Annotated in this window: 6 protein-coding genes; all 6 read left to right on the top strand. The window is 72.4% G+C overall.

Annotated features, from left to right (window positions below):
• The first annotated feature begins 66 nt into the window (after positions 1 to 66).
• The 6 genes from KPB06_RS31420 to KPB06_RS31395 all read left to right on the top strand — a co-directional run bounded on the left by KPB06_RS31420 (position 67) and on the right by KPB06_RS31395 (position 15,539).
• Positions 67 to 1,008 carry a helix-turn-helix transcriptional regulator gene (locus tag KPB06_RS31420; protein WP_059584474.1) on the top strand — a complete coding sequence of 314 codons (942 nt, stop codon included), beginning with the start codon at positions 67 to 69 and terminating at the stop codon, positions 1,006 to 1,008.
• 123 nt (positions 1,009 to 1,131) lie between these two features.
• Positions 1,132 to 5,532, top strand: a complete 4,401-nt coding sequence (locus KPB06_RS31415; RefSeq protein ID WP_059584476.1) for a non-ribosomal peptide synthetase — start codon at positions 1,132 to 1,134, stop codon at positions 5,530 to 5,532.
• Positions 5,529 to 11,006, top strand: a complete 5,478-nt coding sequence (locus tag KPB06_RS31410) for a non-ribosomal peptide synthetase (protein WP_059584477.1) — start codon at positions 5,529 to 5,531, stop codon at positions 11,004 to 11,006. Before KPB06_RS31415 ends, KPB06_RS31410 begins: the two co-directional genes overlap by 4 nt.
• The gene (locus KPB06_RS31405) at positions 11,003 to 12,055 is read left to right on the top strand and encodes a Gfo/Idh/MocA family oxidoreductase (RefSeq protein ID WP_059584479.1); all 1,053 of its coding nucleotides are present in this window, start codon (positions 11,003 to 11,005) and stop codon (positions 12,053 to 12,055) included. The genes KPB06_RS31410 and KPB06_RS31405 overlap by 4 nt, the downstream gene beginning before the upstream one ends.
• On the top strand, positions 12,052 to 13,779 hold the full coding sequence (locus tag KPB06_RS31400) for an ATP-binding cassette domain-containing protein (RefSeq protein WP_059584480.1): 1,728 nt from the start codon (positions 12,052 to 12,054) through the stop codon (positions 13,777 to 13,779). The genes KPB06_RS31405 and KPB06_RS31400 overlap by 4 nt, the downstream gene beginning before the upstream one ends.
• On the top strand, positions 13,776 to 15,539 hold the full coding sequence (locus KPB06_RS31395) for an ABC transporter ATP-binding protein (protein ID WP_059584483.1): 1,764 nt from the start codon (positions 13,776 to 13,778) through the stop codon (positions 15,537 to 15,539). Before KPB06_RS31400 ends, KPB06_RS31395 begins: the two co-directional genes overlap by 4 nt.
• The last annotated feature ends 109 nt before the right edge of the window (positions 15,540 to 15,648 follow it).

Raw genomic sequence — 15,648 nt, 5'->3', positions numbered from 1 at the left:
GCCGGACAATCGGCCGGCTGCCGGTGCGTGCCGGTCCGCGCGTGCCGCCTAACCAACGGACCTCCGATGAGATCGACCTCCTTCGCTTCGTCACGACGTCACCCGCCGGTGCTCGTGCCCGGCAATCACCCGGGCGTGGTGCACATCGACGCGGGCATGAAACTCATGAGCGGCACGCTGTGCTCGGATAGCCGCGACTGGTACGAGGAGCCGCTCGAAAAAGGGCTGAAGCTCGTCCTCGTGCAGAGCGGGCAGTTGCGCTGCCGCGTGCCGGGCCAGCCCGAGCAATGCATCAAGGGGCCGGGCCTGTGCGTGATCGCCAACGACGGCGAATTCACGACGCACCAGATCTACGACCGCGACGTGCCGCTGCGCTACACGATCGTGCAGCTCGGCCTCGATGCGCTCGACCGCAACCTGAGCCTGCTGCCGGAGAAGCTGCTCGCGCCGACGGGCGGCGATCCGCGCATCGTCAGTTGCCCGGCGTCGAAGGCGCTGCAGGCGCTCGCCGTGCAGATCGCCACCTGTCCGTTCGAGGGGGCCGTGCGCGAGTACTACCTGAAGGCGAAGGCGTTCGAGCTGACCGCGCTGAGCGCGCAGTTGCTGGCCACGCAGCGGCAGTCCGCACCGGCCGACGTGCGCGTCACGTCGTCGGATGTCGAGCGCGTGTACGCGGCGAGCGACATCCTGACGCGCGAGCTCCAGCATCCGCCGACGCTCGACGCGCTCGCGGCGCGCGTCGGGATGAATTCGCGCAAGCTGACGGCCGGTTTCCGCAAGGTGTTCGGCACGAGCGTGTACGCGTATCTGCAGGAATACCGGCTGCGGACCGCGCACGCGATGCTGTGTGCGGAGGATGCGAACGTATCGACCGTCGCGTACCGCGTCGGCTACAGCCCCGCGCATTTCTCGATCGCGTTCCGCAAGCGCTACGGCATTTCGCCGAGCGATATTCGCGTGTCGTCGAACGCGATCGACCACGAGGAACTGGCGGGCGCGGCGATCTAAAACAACTGACCGGCAGCCTAAAGGAATCGACCGGGCGCATGGGTGTTAATGAGATAGATTCTCATTCACAGGTGGCCGCCGCCGCGCGGAGCCGCCGCCGAACGACCCATACAAGGCGTGCCCATGAGCCAGACCGTTGTCGATTCCACGACCGACCATTCCGATCCTTCCTGTTGTTCTCCTACTGATTTTCGCGCGCGGCTCGTCGAGCTGATCGCCGAGCTGCTCGACGAATCCGTCGATGAAATCGCGTCGCTCGACGACGACGAGGACCTGCTGAGCTGCGGCCTCGATTCGATCCGGCTGATGTATCTGCAGACGCGCTTGAACCGGCTCGGCCATGCGCTGACGTTCGATGCGCTCGCGCGCACGCCGACGCTCGGCGCGTGGGCCGCGTTGCTCACGAGTGCGCCGCCTGTCGCTCGGGCCGCTCGGGCCGCTCGAGCCGCTCGGGCGGAGGCCGTCGTCGCTGCCGAAGCGGTCGACGTGCACGCGCCGTTCGAGTTGTCCGCGGTGCAGCAGGCGTACTGGCTCGGCCGCGGCGACGGCGAAGTGCTCGGCAACGTGAGCTGTCACGCGTTTCTCGAATTCCGCAGCCGCGCGATCGATCCCGTTCGTCTCGACATCGCATGCCGGCGCGTGCGCGAGCGTCATCCGATGCTGCGCGCGCGTTTCGACGGCGGCCGCCAGCAGATCCTCGCCGAGTCGAATGCGCCGGTGTTCGCGCATGCGGACTGGCGCGACCGGACGGCGGCCGATGCGCAGGCCGAATGGGTGTCGCTGCGTGCGTTCCGGTCGCACGAATGCCTCGACGTCGAGCACGCGCAAGTGTTCATGATGGGACTCGTGCAGATGCCCGGCGGCGAGGATCGCGTGTGGCTCAGTGTCGATCTGCTCGCGGCCGACGTCGACAGCGTGCGGCTGCTGATGCAGGAGATCGGCGTCGCGTATGCCGAGCCGTCGGCGCTGCCCGCCGCGCCGTCGACGTGGTTCCCGGCCTGGCTCGCGCGTCGCGCGGCCGAAACGCGCGATGCACGCGCCGCGGCGCGCGACGCGTGGCAGGCGCGGCTCGCGACGTTGCCGGAAGGGCCCGCGCTGCCGCTCGCCCGTGCGCCGGAAACGATCCGCGCGCCGCGTTTCAGCCGCGTCGCGCATACGCTGAGCAGGGACGAGCTCGCGCGCCTGCAGGCGCGCGCCGCGCAGCACGGCGTCACGCTGTCGTCGGTGTTCGGCGCGGCGTTCGCGGCCGTGCTCGCGCGCTGGAGCGGCCGGCAGGCATTCCTGCTGAACGTGCCGCTGTTCGACCGGCACGGCGATGCGCCCGACCTGGGCCGCGTGATCGCCGATTTCACGACGCTGTTGCTCGTCGAATGCGACGTGCGCGCCGATGCGAGCGCGGCCGATACGGTGCGCGCGTTCCAGCAGCGGCTGCACGGAGCGATCGCGCATGCCGCGTATCCGGCGCTCGACGTGCTGCGCGATGCGCGTCGGCAGGGCATGCCGCGCGCGGCGCCCGTGGTGTTCTCGTGCAACCTCGGCGACGAATCGTTCGTGCCCGACGCGTTCGCGCAGGTATTCGGCGATCTGCACGACATGATTTCGCAGACGCCGCAGGTATGGCTCGACCATCAGCTCTATCGCGTGCGGGGCGGCGCGCTGCTCGCGTGGGACAGCGTCGACGGCCTGTTCCCGGACGGGATGATCGACGCGATGTTCGGCGCGTATGTCGCGTTCGTGCAGGCGCTGTGCGATCGCGACTGGCGGTGGCCGATCGCGGTCGAGCTGCCGTCCGCGCAGCGGCGCGTGCGCGATACGCTCAACGCGTTGCCGGCCTGCGGCCGCGCGCGCACGCTGCATCACGATTTCTTCGCGCTGGCCGCGCGCGAGCCGGCCGCCGTGGCCCTGCGTTGCGGCGACCGCGCGGTGACGCGCGGCGAACTGGCCGCGCAGGCGCTCGCGGTCGCGGGCGGGTTGCGGGCGGCCGGAATCGGGCACGGCGATGCCGTCGAGATCAGCCTGCCGCGCGGGCCCGCGCAGGTCGCGGCCGTGTTCGGCGTGCTGGCGGCCGGCGCGTGCTACGTGCCGCTCGACGTCGCGCAGCCGGTCGCGCGCAAGGCGCTGATCGAGCGCGCGGCAGGCGTGAAAATGGCGATCGGCGACATCGCATGCGCGGACGGGCCGCTGCCGCATGTCGGCATCGCCGCGTTGCTGCGGCATGCGCCGCTGGCCGCGCCGCTCGCGGTCGCGCCGCAGGCGACGGCCTACGTGATCTACACGTCCGGTTCGACCGGCGTGCCGAAGGGCGTCGAGATGACGCACGCGGCGGCGATCAACACGATCGATGCGATCGACGCGCTGCTCGGCGTGAGCGCGGACGACCGGCTGCTCGCGGTATCGGCGCTCGATTTCGATCTGTCGGTGTACGATCTGTTCGGCGCGCTCGGGGTGGGCGCCGAACTCGTGCTGCCGACGCAGGACGAAGCGCGCGATGCGGCGCGCTGGATCGAGCTGATCGCGCAGCACCGCGTGACGCTGTGGAACTCGGCGCCCGCGCTGCTGGAAATGGCGCTGGCCGTGCCGGCGGCGAGCGACGCGTGCCGCAGCGTGCGCGCGGCGCTGCTGTCCGGCGACTGGATCGCGCTCGACCTGCCGGCGCGGCTGCGCGAGCGCTGCGGCGATGCCTGTGCGTTCCACGCGCTCGGCGGCGCGACCGAGGCCGGCATCTGGTCCAACGTGCAGACGGTGCACGACGTGCCGCCGCACTGGCGTTCGATTCCGTACGGCCGGCCATTGCCGGGGCAGGCGTATCGCGTCGTCGATGGCGACGGGCGCGATGCGCCCGATTACGTGCCGGGCGAATTGCTGATCGGCGGCGACAGTCTCGCGCGCGGCTACCGGAACGATCCCGAGCTGACCGCGCAGCGTTTCGTGCAACACGCGTCGGGCCGCTGGTATCGCACCGGCGATCGCGGCCGCTACTGGCCGGACGGGACGCTCGAATTTCTCGGGCGCGAGGATCGGCAGGTGAAGGTGCGCGGGCACCGGATCGAACTCGGCGAGATCGAGGCGGCGTTGGCCGTGCATCCGCTGATCGACGGCGCGTGCGCGAGCGTCGTCCACGGCGAGGCCGCGCGCATCGTCGCGGCGTTCGTGCCGGCCGATCGCGCGGCAGCGGACACGGCGCCGTCATCGCTCGTCGAGGCCGGCATGGCCGACACGATGCCGGCGGAAGCGGCCGTCGCGCGTGCCGTCGCCGGCCGGCTGCTCGATGAGGGCGCGGGCCTGCCGTCGTCGCTGCGTGCGCACTGGCACGCAAACGGCGACGCATCGATGGCCATCGACGCGGCGCTCGATCGGCTCGACTGGCAGGCAACCGATCTCGACGAGCTGACGGCCGCGCTGCGCGCGCTCGCCGCCGATCCGGATACCGCCGCGCAGCGCGTGCCGCTGGACCCGTGCGTGGCGCCGCTCGCGTTCGCGACGCGTTTGCCGGACGGCGCCCGCGCGTTGCGCGCGTTCGCCGCCGCGCTGGACGCGCAGGCCGCGGCACACGCCGGGGCATTGCGCGTCGCGGTGCTCGATGCGCGCGCGGGCCAGGCGCTCGATGCGGGGCTCGGCGTGCTCGACGATCCGCGTTTCGACGTGACGCTGTTCGACGTGTCGCCCGGCCTGCTGCACGACGCCCGGGCGCGCTTCACGCGAACGCTGCCCGCGTTGCAGACGATGCAGGACGGCTTGCTGCCCGCCCGTCATCTCGGCGCATTCGATTGCGTGATCAGTTTCGCGGCGGCGCACCTGCGCGACGATCCGCGCGACACGTTCCGGATCGCGGCCGCGCTGCTCGCGCGGGACGGCCGCCTGCTGCTCGCCGACGTGCTGCGCGATTCGCCGCTGCGCGAACTCGTCGCGGGCGTCGTGGGCGATGCGTCGCCGCCGCGGCCGTTCGCCCACGACGCGCTCGCGGCGGCCGCGCACGCATGCGGCTTTGCGGTCGATGCGCGGAGCTGGCGCTCGGCGGCGTTCGCGTGCATCGATGCGCGCCGGACCGGCGAGCCGACCGCGCAGGCGGCGCTGGCCGACTGGCTGCGCGACCGGTTGCCCGACGCGATGCGCCCCGATGCGCTGTGGTGGGCGTCGCGCTGGCCGCTGAACGCGAACGGCAAGATCGATCGCCGGGCGGTGGGGGACGCGCTCGCGCGCGCGCTCGGCGACGCGCCGGCCGCGCACGACGCGTTCGTGCCGGCCGACGAACGGCACGCGACATTGCTCGCCTGCTGGGAGCAGGCGCTCGGCCGCGCGGCGAACGCGCGTGACGCGACGTTCTTCTCGCTCGGCGGCGACAGCCTGCTCGCGACACGGCTGCTCGCGCAACTGCGCGAGCGGCTCGGCGTGCGGATCGGGATGGCCGCGTTCTACCGGCAGCCGACGCTCGCCGGTCTCGCGGCGCAGCTCGACGCACTGACGCCTGCGGCGCCTGCCGATGGCGACGCATCGTTCGCGACGATCGAGGAGGGCGTGCTGTGAGCTTCGACGACGTGCTCGATCTCTGCCGCGAACGGCAGATCGAACTGTGGTGCGACGACGGCGGCCAGTTGCGCTATCGCGCGCCGGCCGGCGCGCTCGACGCGGATCTCGCCGCGCGCATCAAGGCCGAACGCGATGCGTTCGTCCGTTTCCTTCAGGGCGGCGCGTGGCGCAGCGATCCGGCGCGCCAGTACGAACGGTTCGCGCTGACGCCGGTACAGGCCGCGTACGTGCTCGGCCGGCACGAATCGTTCGACTTCGGCGGCAGCGCCTGCCATCTGTACGTCGAATACGACGAACCGAAGGATCTCGACTGCGTGCGTTTCGAAGCCGCGTGGAATGCGTGCGTCGCCCACCATCCGATGCTGCGCGCGATCGTCGAGGACAACGCATGGCAGCGCGTGCTGCCCGACGTGCCGTGGCAGCCGCTCACCGTGCACGACCTGCGCGACGCCGACGCGAACGCATTCGACGCCCACCTGAACCGCGTGCGCGAGCGCCTCGACCATGCGGTGCACGCGCTCGACCGCTGGCCGGTGCTGCAGCCGGAAGTGAGCGTCGGGCCGGACGGCGCGGTGCTGCACCTGTCCGTGGATTTCACGCTGATCGACTACGCGAGCCTGCAATTGCTGCTCGCCGAATGGCGGCGTCGTTACGACGATCCGCAATGGCAACCGGCGCCGCTCGACGCGACGTTCCGCGACTATGTGATGCATGAAGCGCAGGCCGCGACGCGTGCCGACCATGCACGCGACAAGGCGTGGTGGCTTGCCCGGCTCGACGATCTGCCCGCACGTCCCGATCTGCCGATCGTGCCCGCGCTGCGCGCCGACGGGCGGCCGCGCTTCACGCATCGGCATGCGCGGCTCGATCGCGCGCAATGGGCCGCGCTGAGCGGCCATGCGAGCCGTTTCGGGCTGAGCGCGGCGAGCGTCGCGCTGGCCGCGTTCGCCGAGGTCGTCGGCCGCTGGAGCCAGGCGCCGGCGTTCTGCCTGAACCTGACGGTGCTGAACCGTCCGCCCGTGCATCCGCGCATCGATGCGGTGCTCGGCGATTTCACCGCATTGAGCCTGCTCGCCGTCGATGCGACGCACGGGCGCGATTTCGTCGAGCGTGCCCGCGCGATCGGCGCGCGGATGTTCGACGATCTCGACCATCGCGCGTTCACCGGCGTCGACGTGATGCGCGAACTCGCGCGGCGGCGCGGCAAGGATGCGGCGCTGATGCCGGTGGTGTTCACGAGCGGAATCGGCAGCGTCGGGCGCCTGCTCGGCGAGCACGCGGCGCGCGCCGAACCGCCGCGCTACATGATCAGCCAGACGCCGCAGGTGTGGCTCGACTGCCAGGTGACCGACCAGTTCGGCGGGCTGGAAATCGGCTGGGACGTGCGTGACGACCTGTTTCCGCACGGCATGCCGTCCGCGATGTTCGATGCGTATGTCGCGCTGCTGGGCCGGCTGGCCGACGATGCCGAATGGTGGTCGCGCGCGGGCGACATCGTATTGCCGTCCGCCGCGCCCGTCGCCGACGTGCATCCGGACGCCGATACGCATCTCGCGGCCGGGTTCGCCGCGCAGGCGCTGCGCACGCCGGATGCGCCGGTCGTGATCGATGCGCGGGGCGCACGCACGTACCGCGAGGTCGCGCAACATGCGGCGGCGCTGCGCGGCGCGCTCGAACGGGCCGGCGTCGGCGTGGGCGATACCGTCGCGGTGCTGATGCCGAAGTGCGCGCACCAGCTCGCGGCCGTGCTCGCGATCGTCCAGGCGGGCGCCGCGTACGTCCCGGTCGACAGCCGCCAGCCGGCGCTGCGGCAGCAGGCGATCCTGCGCAATGCGCGGGTGCGCGCGGTCGTCAGCGTGCAGGCGCTCGCGTTCGAACACGATGGTTGCGTGCGCATCGATATCGATGCGTTGCCGATCGATCCGCAATGGCCGCCGCGCGCCGTGCGCGACGTCGCCCCCGATGCGTTGGCCTACGTGATCTACACGTCGGGCTCCACCGGCGAGCCGAAGGGCGTGATGCTGAGCCACGCGGCGGTGTGCAACACGCTCGCCGACATCAACGCGCGGCATGCGGTCGGCGCGGGCGACGTGGTGCTGGGCCTGGCCGAACTGAGCTTCGACTTGTCCGTGTACGACTTTTTCGGCGCGACCGCGCGCGGGGCGTGCGTCGTGCTGCCCGACCCGGCGCGCGGCAACGATCCGTCGCACTGGGCCGAGTTGATGGCGCGCCACCGCGTGACGCTGTGGAACTCGGTGCCCGCCCAGGGACAGATGCTGATCGACTACCTCGAAGGCGAGCCGGCGCTCGACGTGCCGGGCCCGCGCCGCGTGCTGTGGTCGGGCGACTGGATTCCGGTGACGCTGCCGGCCCGCTGGTGGCGCCGCTGGCCCGACAGCGCGCTGTTCAGCCTCGGCGGCGCGACCGAGGCGTCGATCTGGTCGATCGAGCATCCGATCCGTCCGGAGGATACGCAGCTCGCGAGCATTCCGTACGGCCGCGCGCTGACCGGGCAGACGATGGAAGTGCTCGACGCACTTGGCCGGCTGTGCCCGCCCGGCGTGCGCGGGGAGATCCACATTGGCGGCGTCGGGCTCGCGACGGGCTATGCGAACGATCCCGTGCGCACGGCCGAACGGTTCATCCGTCATCCGGACGGGCGCCGGCTTTACCGCACCGGCGACCTCGGGCGCGTGCGGGCCGACGGCGCGCTCGAATTCCTCGGCCGGCAGGACGATCAGGTGAAGATCCGCGGCTACCGGATCGAGCTGGCCGAGATCGACGCGGCGCTGACCGCGCATCCGCTCGTCGGCGCGGCCGCGACGATCGTGCTCGGCGACGGCGCGGAGCGCCGGCTCGCGAGCTTCGTGTCGCTGCACGGCGCGGAAGCGCCACCGTCGGCGCAGGACGACGCGCTGCACGAGATCGCGACGCATGTGCGTGCGGCATTCGACACGGCGCGCTGGCCCGCGCAAGCGGACGTGTCGCGCTCGGTCGCGCAACTCGAAACGGCGTGCGTGGCGTCGCTCGCCGCGTGGATCGTGCCGGCCGGCGGCCTGACGGCCGACGGCTCGACCGGCTTCGCGACGCTGTGCGAGCGGCTGCGTGTGCCGGCGGCGCGACGGCATCTGCTGCGGCACTGGCTCGCGATGCTGGTCGCGCACGGCGTGCTGGACGCGGACGGCGAAGACGGCTGGCGCATGCGGCCCGATGCCGGCGTCGTCGACGCGCTCGCATGCTGGGATGCATTCGCGCAGCACGCATCGCCCGATCTGTGGCCGGCCGTTCTCGTCGATTATTTCCGCACCAGCGCGGGATGCCTCGATGCGCAGATCGACGGCAGCGTATCGCCGGCCGGCCTGATGTTCCCGGAAGGCGCCGCGCATATCGCCGAAGCGATGTACAGCGACGGCGAGCACGCCCGCGCGCTGCATCGCGGGATGGCGCAGGCCGTGCGGGCGGTCGTCGCGCGCGAGCCTCGGCGCGCGTGGCGCATCCTCGAAATCGGCGCGGGCACGGCCGCCGCGACGCGGGCGATCGTCGATGCGCTCGCGCCGCTCGTCGAAGCCGGCACGCGCATCGATTACCTGTTCAGCGACGTGTCGAGCTACTTCCTCGCGGCCGCGCGCGAGCGTTTCGCCGCGTATCCGTGGATGCGCTTCGTGCGCTTCGACATGAACGCGCGATGCGATGCGCAGGGCATCGCGCCGCATTCGGTCGACCTGACGATCAGCTCCGGCGCGCTGAACAATGCGCGCGACACGGTCGCGCTGATCGCCGGCTTGCGCGCGCTGTCGGCGCCTGACGCGTGGTGGGTGATCCAGGAGCTGACGGCCGAGCATCCGGAAATCAGCATCAGCCAGGCGCTGATGATGGAGACGCCGGACGACGCGCGGGCCGCATCGGCGCGGTTGTTCGTGCCGCACGCGCAGTGGCTCGAATGGCTGCAGGCCGAAGCGGGCGATCGCGCGCTCGGTTGCGTCGCGCCCGGCACGCCGCTCGCCGCGCTCGGCTACGACATCCTGCTGGCGCATGTGAAGCGCGGCGCGGCGCGCCTCGCGCCGGATACGCTGCTGGCGTTCGTGGCCGAGCGCGTGCCGGGCTACATGGTGCCGTCGCAACTGCGCGTGCTCGAACGTTTGCCGGTGACCGCGAACGGCAAGATCGACCGCCGCACGCTGGCCGGCATCGCCGACATCCGAGAACCGGCGCCGGCCGTGGCCCGACCGGCGCCCACACAGGCGGCCGATCCGCTGTTGGCGCGGCTGATCGGCCTGTGGGAAACCGTGCTCGATACGTGCAACGTCTCGCCGGATCAGGACTTCTTCGCCGCGGGCGGCGATTCGCTGCTGATCGCGCAGCTCGTGTCGCGGCTGCGCGGCGAGGAACCGCTCGCGCATGCGCATCCGTTCGACCGGCTGCTGCGCTGGGTGCTCGTGCAGCCGACGCCGGCCGCGTTCGCGCAATGCCTGCGCGATGCGAGCGCGCAGCCGGCGAGCGCGATGCCGCCGGCCGCGCCTGCAACCCCGCGCACGCCGCCTGCATCGGTGGTCGTCCATGCGCCGGCGCCGCGCGTGCGCGCGGCGGTGCGCCCGATTCCGCTCGCGCCCGGCGACGGCGTGCCGCGCGTGATCGTGCACGAAGGGCTCGGCACCGTGCATGCGTATCGTCCGGTGCTTCCCGCGCTCGCGCGGCTCGGCCCGGTGCTCGGCTTCGCGGTGCGCGACGCGCAGGACTACCTCGACCTGCCGGTGCGCCACCTGAACGCGACGCTGGGCCGGCGCTACGCGGAGGCGCTGTGGCGCAGCGGCGTGCGCGAGGTCGACGTGCTCGGCTATTGCTCGGGCGGGCTGGTCGCGCTCGAAATGGCGAAGTCGCTGGTGCAGCTCGGCGTCGCGGTGCGCACGCTCGACATCGTGTCGAGCTACCGGATTCCGTATCTGGTCGAGGACGAACGGCTCGTGCTGTTCAACTTCGCGGCGACGCTCGGGCTGCCGCTCGATGCGCTCGGCTTCCCGGAAACGTACGTGCTGGCCGACGCGCTCGCCGACGCGTTGAAGGCCGACCCCGCGCGGCTCGCGCCCGGCAGCCTGCAGGCGCAGCTCGAGATCTTCGGCGATTGCTGCGAGCCGGTCGATGCGCTGCGTCGCCGCGTGCTGCGCGCGGCGGCCGGCCTGTCGATGCAGGACGAACTCGCGCATCCGCTGCTCGACGAGCGCGAACGGCTTTACCGGCTCTTCATGCATTCGGTGCAGGCGTGCCACTGGGCCGGCGACGCGCCGTATGCGGGCGCGCTGCGGCTGTTCGTGCCGGAGCGCTGCAACCCGCTGATCCCGCAGCAGCGCGCGGCGCTCACCGATTACTGGACGGCGCAGGCGCTCGGCGGCATCACCGCCGTCGATATTCCCGGCGGTCATTTCGACTGCCTGAACGCCGCGTTCGTCGACACGCACCTGAAGGAGGCACGATGAAGGTCCATCCGCTGCCGGTCGTCGTGGCCGGCTCCCGTTTCGGCCAGTTCTATGCGGCGGGCCTCGCGGCGTCCGGTTCGTATCGCGTCGCCGGCATTCTCGGGCGGGGCAGCGCGCGCACCGCGGCGTTGGCCGCGCGCGTCGGCGCGCCGGTGTTCGACCGCGTCGAAGCGTTGCCCGACGACGTGCGCGTCGCCTGCGTCGCCGTCGGCGGCGCGGCGCGCGGCGAGCAAGGCGCCGCGCTCGCGTGCCGGCTGCTCGAACGCGGGATCGACGTCGTGATCGAGCATCCGCTGCTGCCCGACGAATGGGACGGCGTGCTGCGCACCGCGTCGCGCCAGGGCCGCCGCTGCCTGCTCAACAGCTTCTATCCGAACCTGCCGGTCGTCGCGCGCTTCATCGCGGTCGCGCGACGGCTGCGCGAGACGAGCGCGCCCGTGCATGCGGATGTGGCGTGCTCGGTGCAGGCGAGCTACGCGGCGCTCGACGTGCTCGCGGCCGCGTTGCAGGGTGTCGGGCCGTGGTCGGTCGAACCGATCGGGCCGGCGCTGTCGTCGATGCGCGAATGCGCGATGGTGCTCGCCGAAACGCCGGTGTCGCTGCGCGTGCACAACGAAATGGCAGCGGCCGACGACGGCCGGATGAGCCTGTTGTTCAGCATCACGCTGACGACCGACGCCGGCACCTGGACGCTCGCGTCGCCGCACGGCCCGCTGTGGTGGGCGCCCGCGCTGCGCGAGCCGGCGACCGACGAGGACGGCCTCTTTCCGATCTTCGGCGAGCTGGCCGGCGACACCATGCCCAGCATCCAGATCTGCGACGACGCGCAGGATACGTGGGGCGAGATTCACGCGCGAAGCTGGCCGCAGGCCGCCGTGCGTGCGGTCGATCGGCTCGTGTCCGGCGACGGGCTGCATGCGTGCAACCAGCGCGGCATCGACGTGGCGCGCGTCTGGCAGCAGTTGACCGCGCAACTCGGTTTTCCGGAGCAGCCGCCGGGCGATGCGCGCGCCGCGACGCTCGGCATGCTGCTGGAGCGGGCCGCATGAACGGGCCGCTGCTTTCGATGTTGCGGCCGTTCGCGGCGCCGCTCGTCGCCGCGGTGGCGTTGCAGGCGCTGGCCGGCATCGCGTCGCTCGTGCCGTGGCTCGCGCTCGCGCAGCTCGCCGACGCATGGCGCGTCGCACCGCAGCTCGATGTGGCCGCGCGCGGCTGGCTCGTCGCCGCCGTGGCGGCCGGCGCGTGCTGGCTGGGCGGCCAGACGGTCGCGCTGCACCTGACGCACCGCGTCGACGCCGATCTCGGCGACCGCCTGCGCAAGCGCCTCGCCGATCATCTGCAACGTTTGCCGCTGGGCTGGTTCGCGCGCGCGGGCAGCGACCGCGTCGCGCGCCACGTCGATCAGGACGTGCGCGCGCTGCATCAGCTCGTCGCGCATGCGCCGGCCGATCTCACGCAGCTCGTCGTCGTGCCGTGCGCGGCGCTCGCGTGCCTGCTTTACCTGAATCCCGTGCTGCTCGCGTTCGCGCTCGCGCCGCTCGCCGCCGGTGCGGCGCTGTTCCGCTGGATGCGCTCGGCGCGATTCGCGCCGGCCTTCGCGGCGCGCAACGCGGCGCTCGAACGATTGATGGGCGACTACGCGCAGCTCGCGCAGAATCCGGCGCTCGTGCGGCAGTATCCGGGCGCCGGCATCGAGGCGGCCGCGCTGGCGTCGGCCGGGCATTTCTCGCACGCGTTCTCGGCGTGGGTCGGCCGCATCGGCGGGCTCGGCGCCTGCACGCAGGTGCTGCTCGGCACGCCGTTCCTGCTTGCGTGGGTCGTGTTCGGCGCGACGTGGCTGACGGCCGGGCAGTTGCCGGTCGGCACGCTGTGCGCGTTCGCGCTGCTGGTCTGGGCCATCGCGGCGCCGGTGCGCGCGCTCGGTCATGGCGCCGATGCGTTGCGCGAGGCGCGCGCGGCCGCCGCGCGGCTCGACGCGTTGCTCGCGCAGCCGGGCCTGCAGGAACCCGCCGACAGCGCGGCGCAGGTGCCGCGCGATGCGTCGATCGAACTGCGCGGCGTGCAGGTCGACATCGACGGCGAGCCGATCCTGCGCGACATCGATGCGACGATCGCGGCCGGCACGACCACGGCGATCGTCGGGCCGTCGGGCGCGGGCAAGAGCACGCTGCTGATGCTGCTCGCGCGCTTCATGGATCCGGATCGCGGCACGGTGCGGCTCGGCGGCGCCGATCTGCGGCGGCTCACATCGCAGACGCGTCGCGAACAGGTTGCGATGGTGTTCCAGCAAGCGACGGCGCTCGACGATGTGTCGATTGCCGCGAACATCGCGCTGTACCGGCCCGATGCCGATCGCGACGCGATTCGCGCCGCCGCGCGCGCGGCCTGTCTCGACGCGCGCATCGACGCATTGCCGGGCGGCTACGACTGCGTGTGCGGGCGCGACGTGCGCCTGTCCGGCGGCGAACTGCAGCGGCTGTCGATCGCGCGTGCGCTGCTGTCGCGCGCGCCGTTGCTGCTGCTCGACGAACCGGCGTCGGCGCTCGATCCGCAAACCGGGCGCGCGTTGCGCAACGCGCTGCGCGCCGACACGCGCACGCGCGTGATCGTCAGCCACGATCTCGATGCGATCCGGCACGCGGACCAGATTCTCGTGATGGAACGCGGCCGCATCGTCGAACGCGGTACGCATGCGGCGCTGCTCGCCGCGCACGGGCTGTATGCGCGGCTCTGGCGCGAACGCGGCGCCGCAGGCGGGGAGGCCGCACGATGATGCAGTCGCTCGAACGTTTGCAGTGCCTGCCGCGCGACACGCGCCGCGCGCTGTGGCGCGGCGTGGGCTGGGCGCTGGCCGCCGCGTTGCTCGACGGCGCGTGCGGGCTGCTGCTCGTGCCGCTGATCCGCGCGTGGTTTGCCGGCGCGCAGGCGGCCGCGCTGCACTGGACGGCCGTGCTCGGCGCGCTGACGCTGTGCCATGCGCTCGTGCTGTACGTCGCGCAGCTTCGCGGCTATCGCGCGGGCGGCGCGCTGGCCGTCGGCCTCGTCGAACGCCTCGTGCAGCACCTGCCGCGCGTCGCGTCGTGGCAGACCGTGCGCGACAGTCATCCGGCCGGGTTATTGCGTGGGCCGGTGATGCAGGCGATGGCGATTCCCGCGCATCTGCTCGGGCCGTTGATCGGCGCGGTCGTCACGCCGCTCGCGGTGGTCGCGGGGCTCGCGTGGATCGACTGGCGCATCGCGCTGTGCCTCGGGGCGGCGGCCGGGCTGCTGTTCGCGCTGCTGGAGCGTGGCGGCGCCCGCACGCTCGCGTTCGAACAGGCGCGCGCCGCCGGCGATCGCGACATGGCCGTGCAGCTTCAGATCTTCGCCGCGCATCAGGGATTGCTGCGCTTCGCGGGCCGGGACGGCGACGCGCGCGCGGCGCTGCAGCGCGCGCTCGACGAACGGCATCGCCGCACGCGCGCGCTGATGCGGCGCTCGCTGCCGATCGAACTCGGCTTCGCGGGCGCGGTGCAGGGCGTGTTCGTCGCGATGCTGGTCGGCGGCGCGTGGGCCGTCGCGGCCGGCCGGCTCGACGCGGCGACGGCCGTGGCGGTGCTCGTGCTGCTCGTGCGCTTCATCGAGCCGCTCGCGCAGCTCACGCAGCTCGACCAGGCATTGCGCGGCGGCTGGCGCGCGCTCGACACCGTGCTCGCGGTGCTGCATGCACCGCGTTTCGACAGCCCCGAGCGCGGCACGCCGGTACACGATGCGAGCGTCGATGCGGTGCGTGTCGGCTATCGGTCGGTCGGCGGCGCGACGCTGCTCGACGGGATCGACCTGCATTGTCCGGCGGGCGGCTTCGTTGCGATTGTCGGCCCCACGGGCGCGGGCAAGAGCACGCTGCTCGGCCTGCTCGCGCGGCTCGACGATCCGTGCGCCGGGCGCGTGCTGCTCGGCCGTTCGGACGTGCGGCACCTGAGCGAGGCGACGCTCGCCGCGACGCGCAACCTCGTATTCCAGGACAACGGGCTGTTTCGCGGCAGCCTCGCGTGGAACGTGCGGATGGGGCGGCCGGATGCGACCGATGCTCAGCTGCGCGCCGCGCTGGACGCGGTCGGCCTGCTGCGCGACGCCGAGCGCCTGCCGGACGGCCTCGACACCGACGTGGGGCCGGGCGGCCAGTTGCTGTCGGGCGGGCAGCGCCAGCGGGCGTGCCTCGCGCGGGCGCTGCTCGCGCGGGCGCCGGTGCTGATGTTCGACGAGCCGACCGCGAGCCTCGACGAACTGAGCGCGCGGCGCGTGCGCGACAGTCTCGTCGCGCTGCGCGGGCAGCGCACGCGCATCGTCGTCACGCACCAGCCGGCGCTCGCGGCGGCCGCCGACACGATCGTCGTGCTCGACGCGGGCCGCATCCGGGCGACCGGCACGCATGCGCAACTGATCGAGACCGATGCGTGGTACGCGACGTTCGCCCGCGCCGGCCAGCCGCCCGACGGGGCGCCGCCCGCCGGCCGGGGCGAGGAAACCCGTCCGGCCGAATCCGAACAGTGACGTGAACAATGCGGGCCGCCGTGCCCGGAATCGATAGGAAAAGCCCCTCGATCGAAAAATCGCCTGCCGGTTCTAATTGATAATGAGAATGATTATCAAATACGGGGGC

Origin of the sequence: Burkholderia semiarida, from assembly GCF_029268935.1 — a bacterium.
Classification (GTDB): Bacteria; Pseudomonadota; Gammaproteobacteria; order Burkholderiales; family Burkholderiaceae; genus Burkholderia; species Burkholderia semiarida.
Note: the sequence above shows the minus strand (reverse complement) of the source record. Positions and strands in the feature narration are given on the sequence as shown.

Bases quoted from the DNA above. Each gene is read 5' to 3' on its own strand.
- KPB06_RS31420 (WP_059584474.1), top strand. From the start codon at position 67: ATGAGATCGACCTCCTTCGCTTCGTCACGACGTCACCCGCCGGTGCTC.
- KPB06_RS31415 (WP_059584476.1), top strand. From the start codon at position 1,132: ATGAGCCAGACCGTTGTCGATTCCACGACCGACCATTCCGATCCTTCC.
- KPB06_RS31405 (WP_059584479.1), top strand. From the start codon at position 11,003: ATGAAGGTCCATCCGCTGCCGGTCGTCGTGGCCGGCTCCCGTTTCGGC.
- KPB06_RS31400 (WP_059584480.1), top strand. From the start codon at position 12,052: ATGAACGGGCCGCTGCTTTCGATGTTGCGGCCGTTCGCGGCGCCGCTC.
- KPB06_RS31395 (WP_059584483.1), top strand. From the start codon at position 13,776: ATGATGCAGTCGCTCGAACGTTTGCAGTGCCTGCCGCGCGACACGCGC.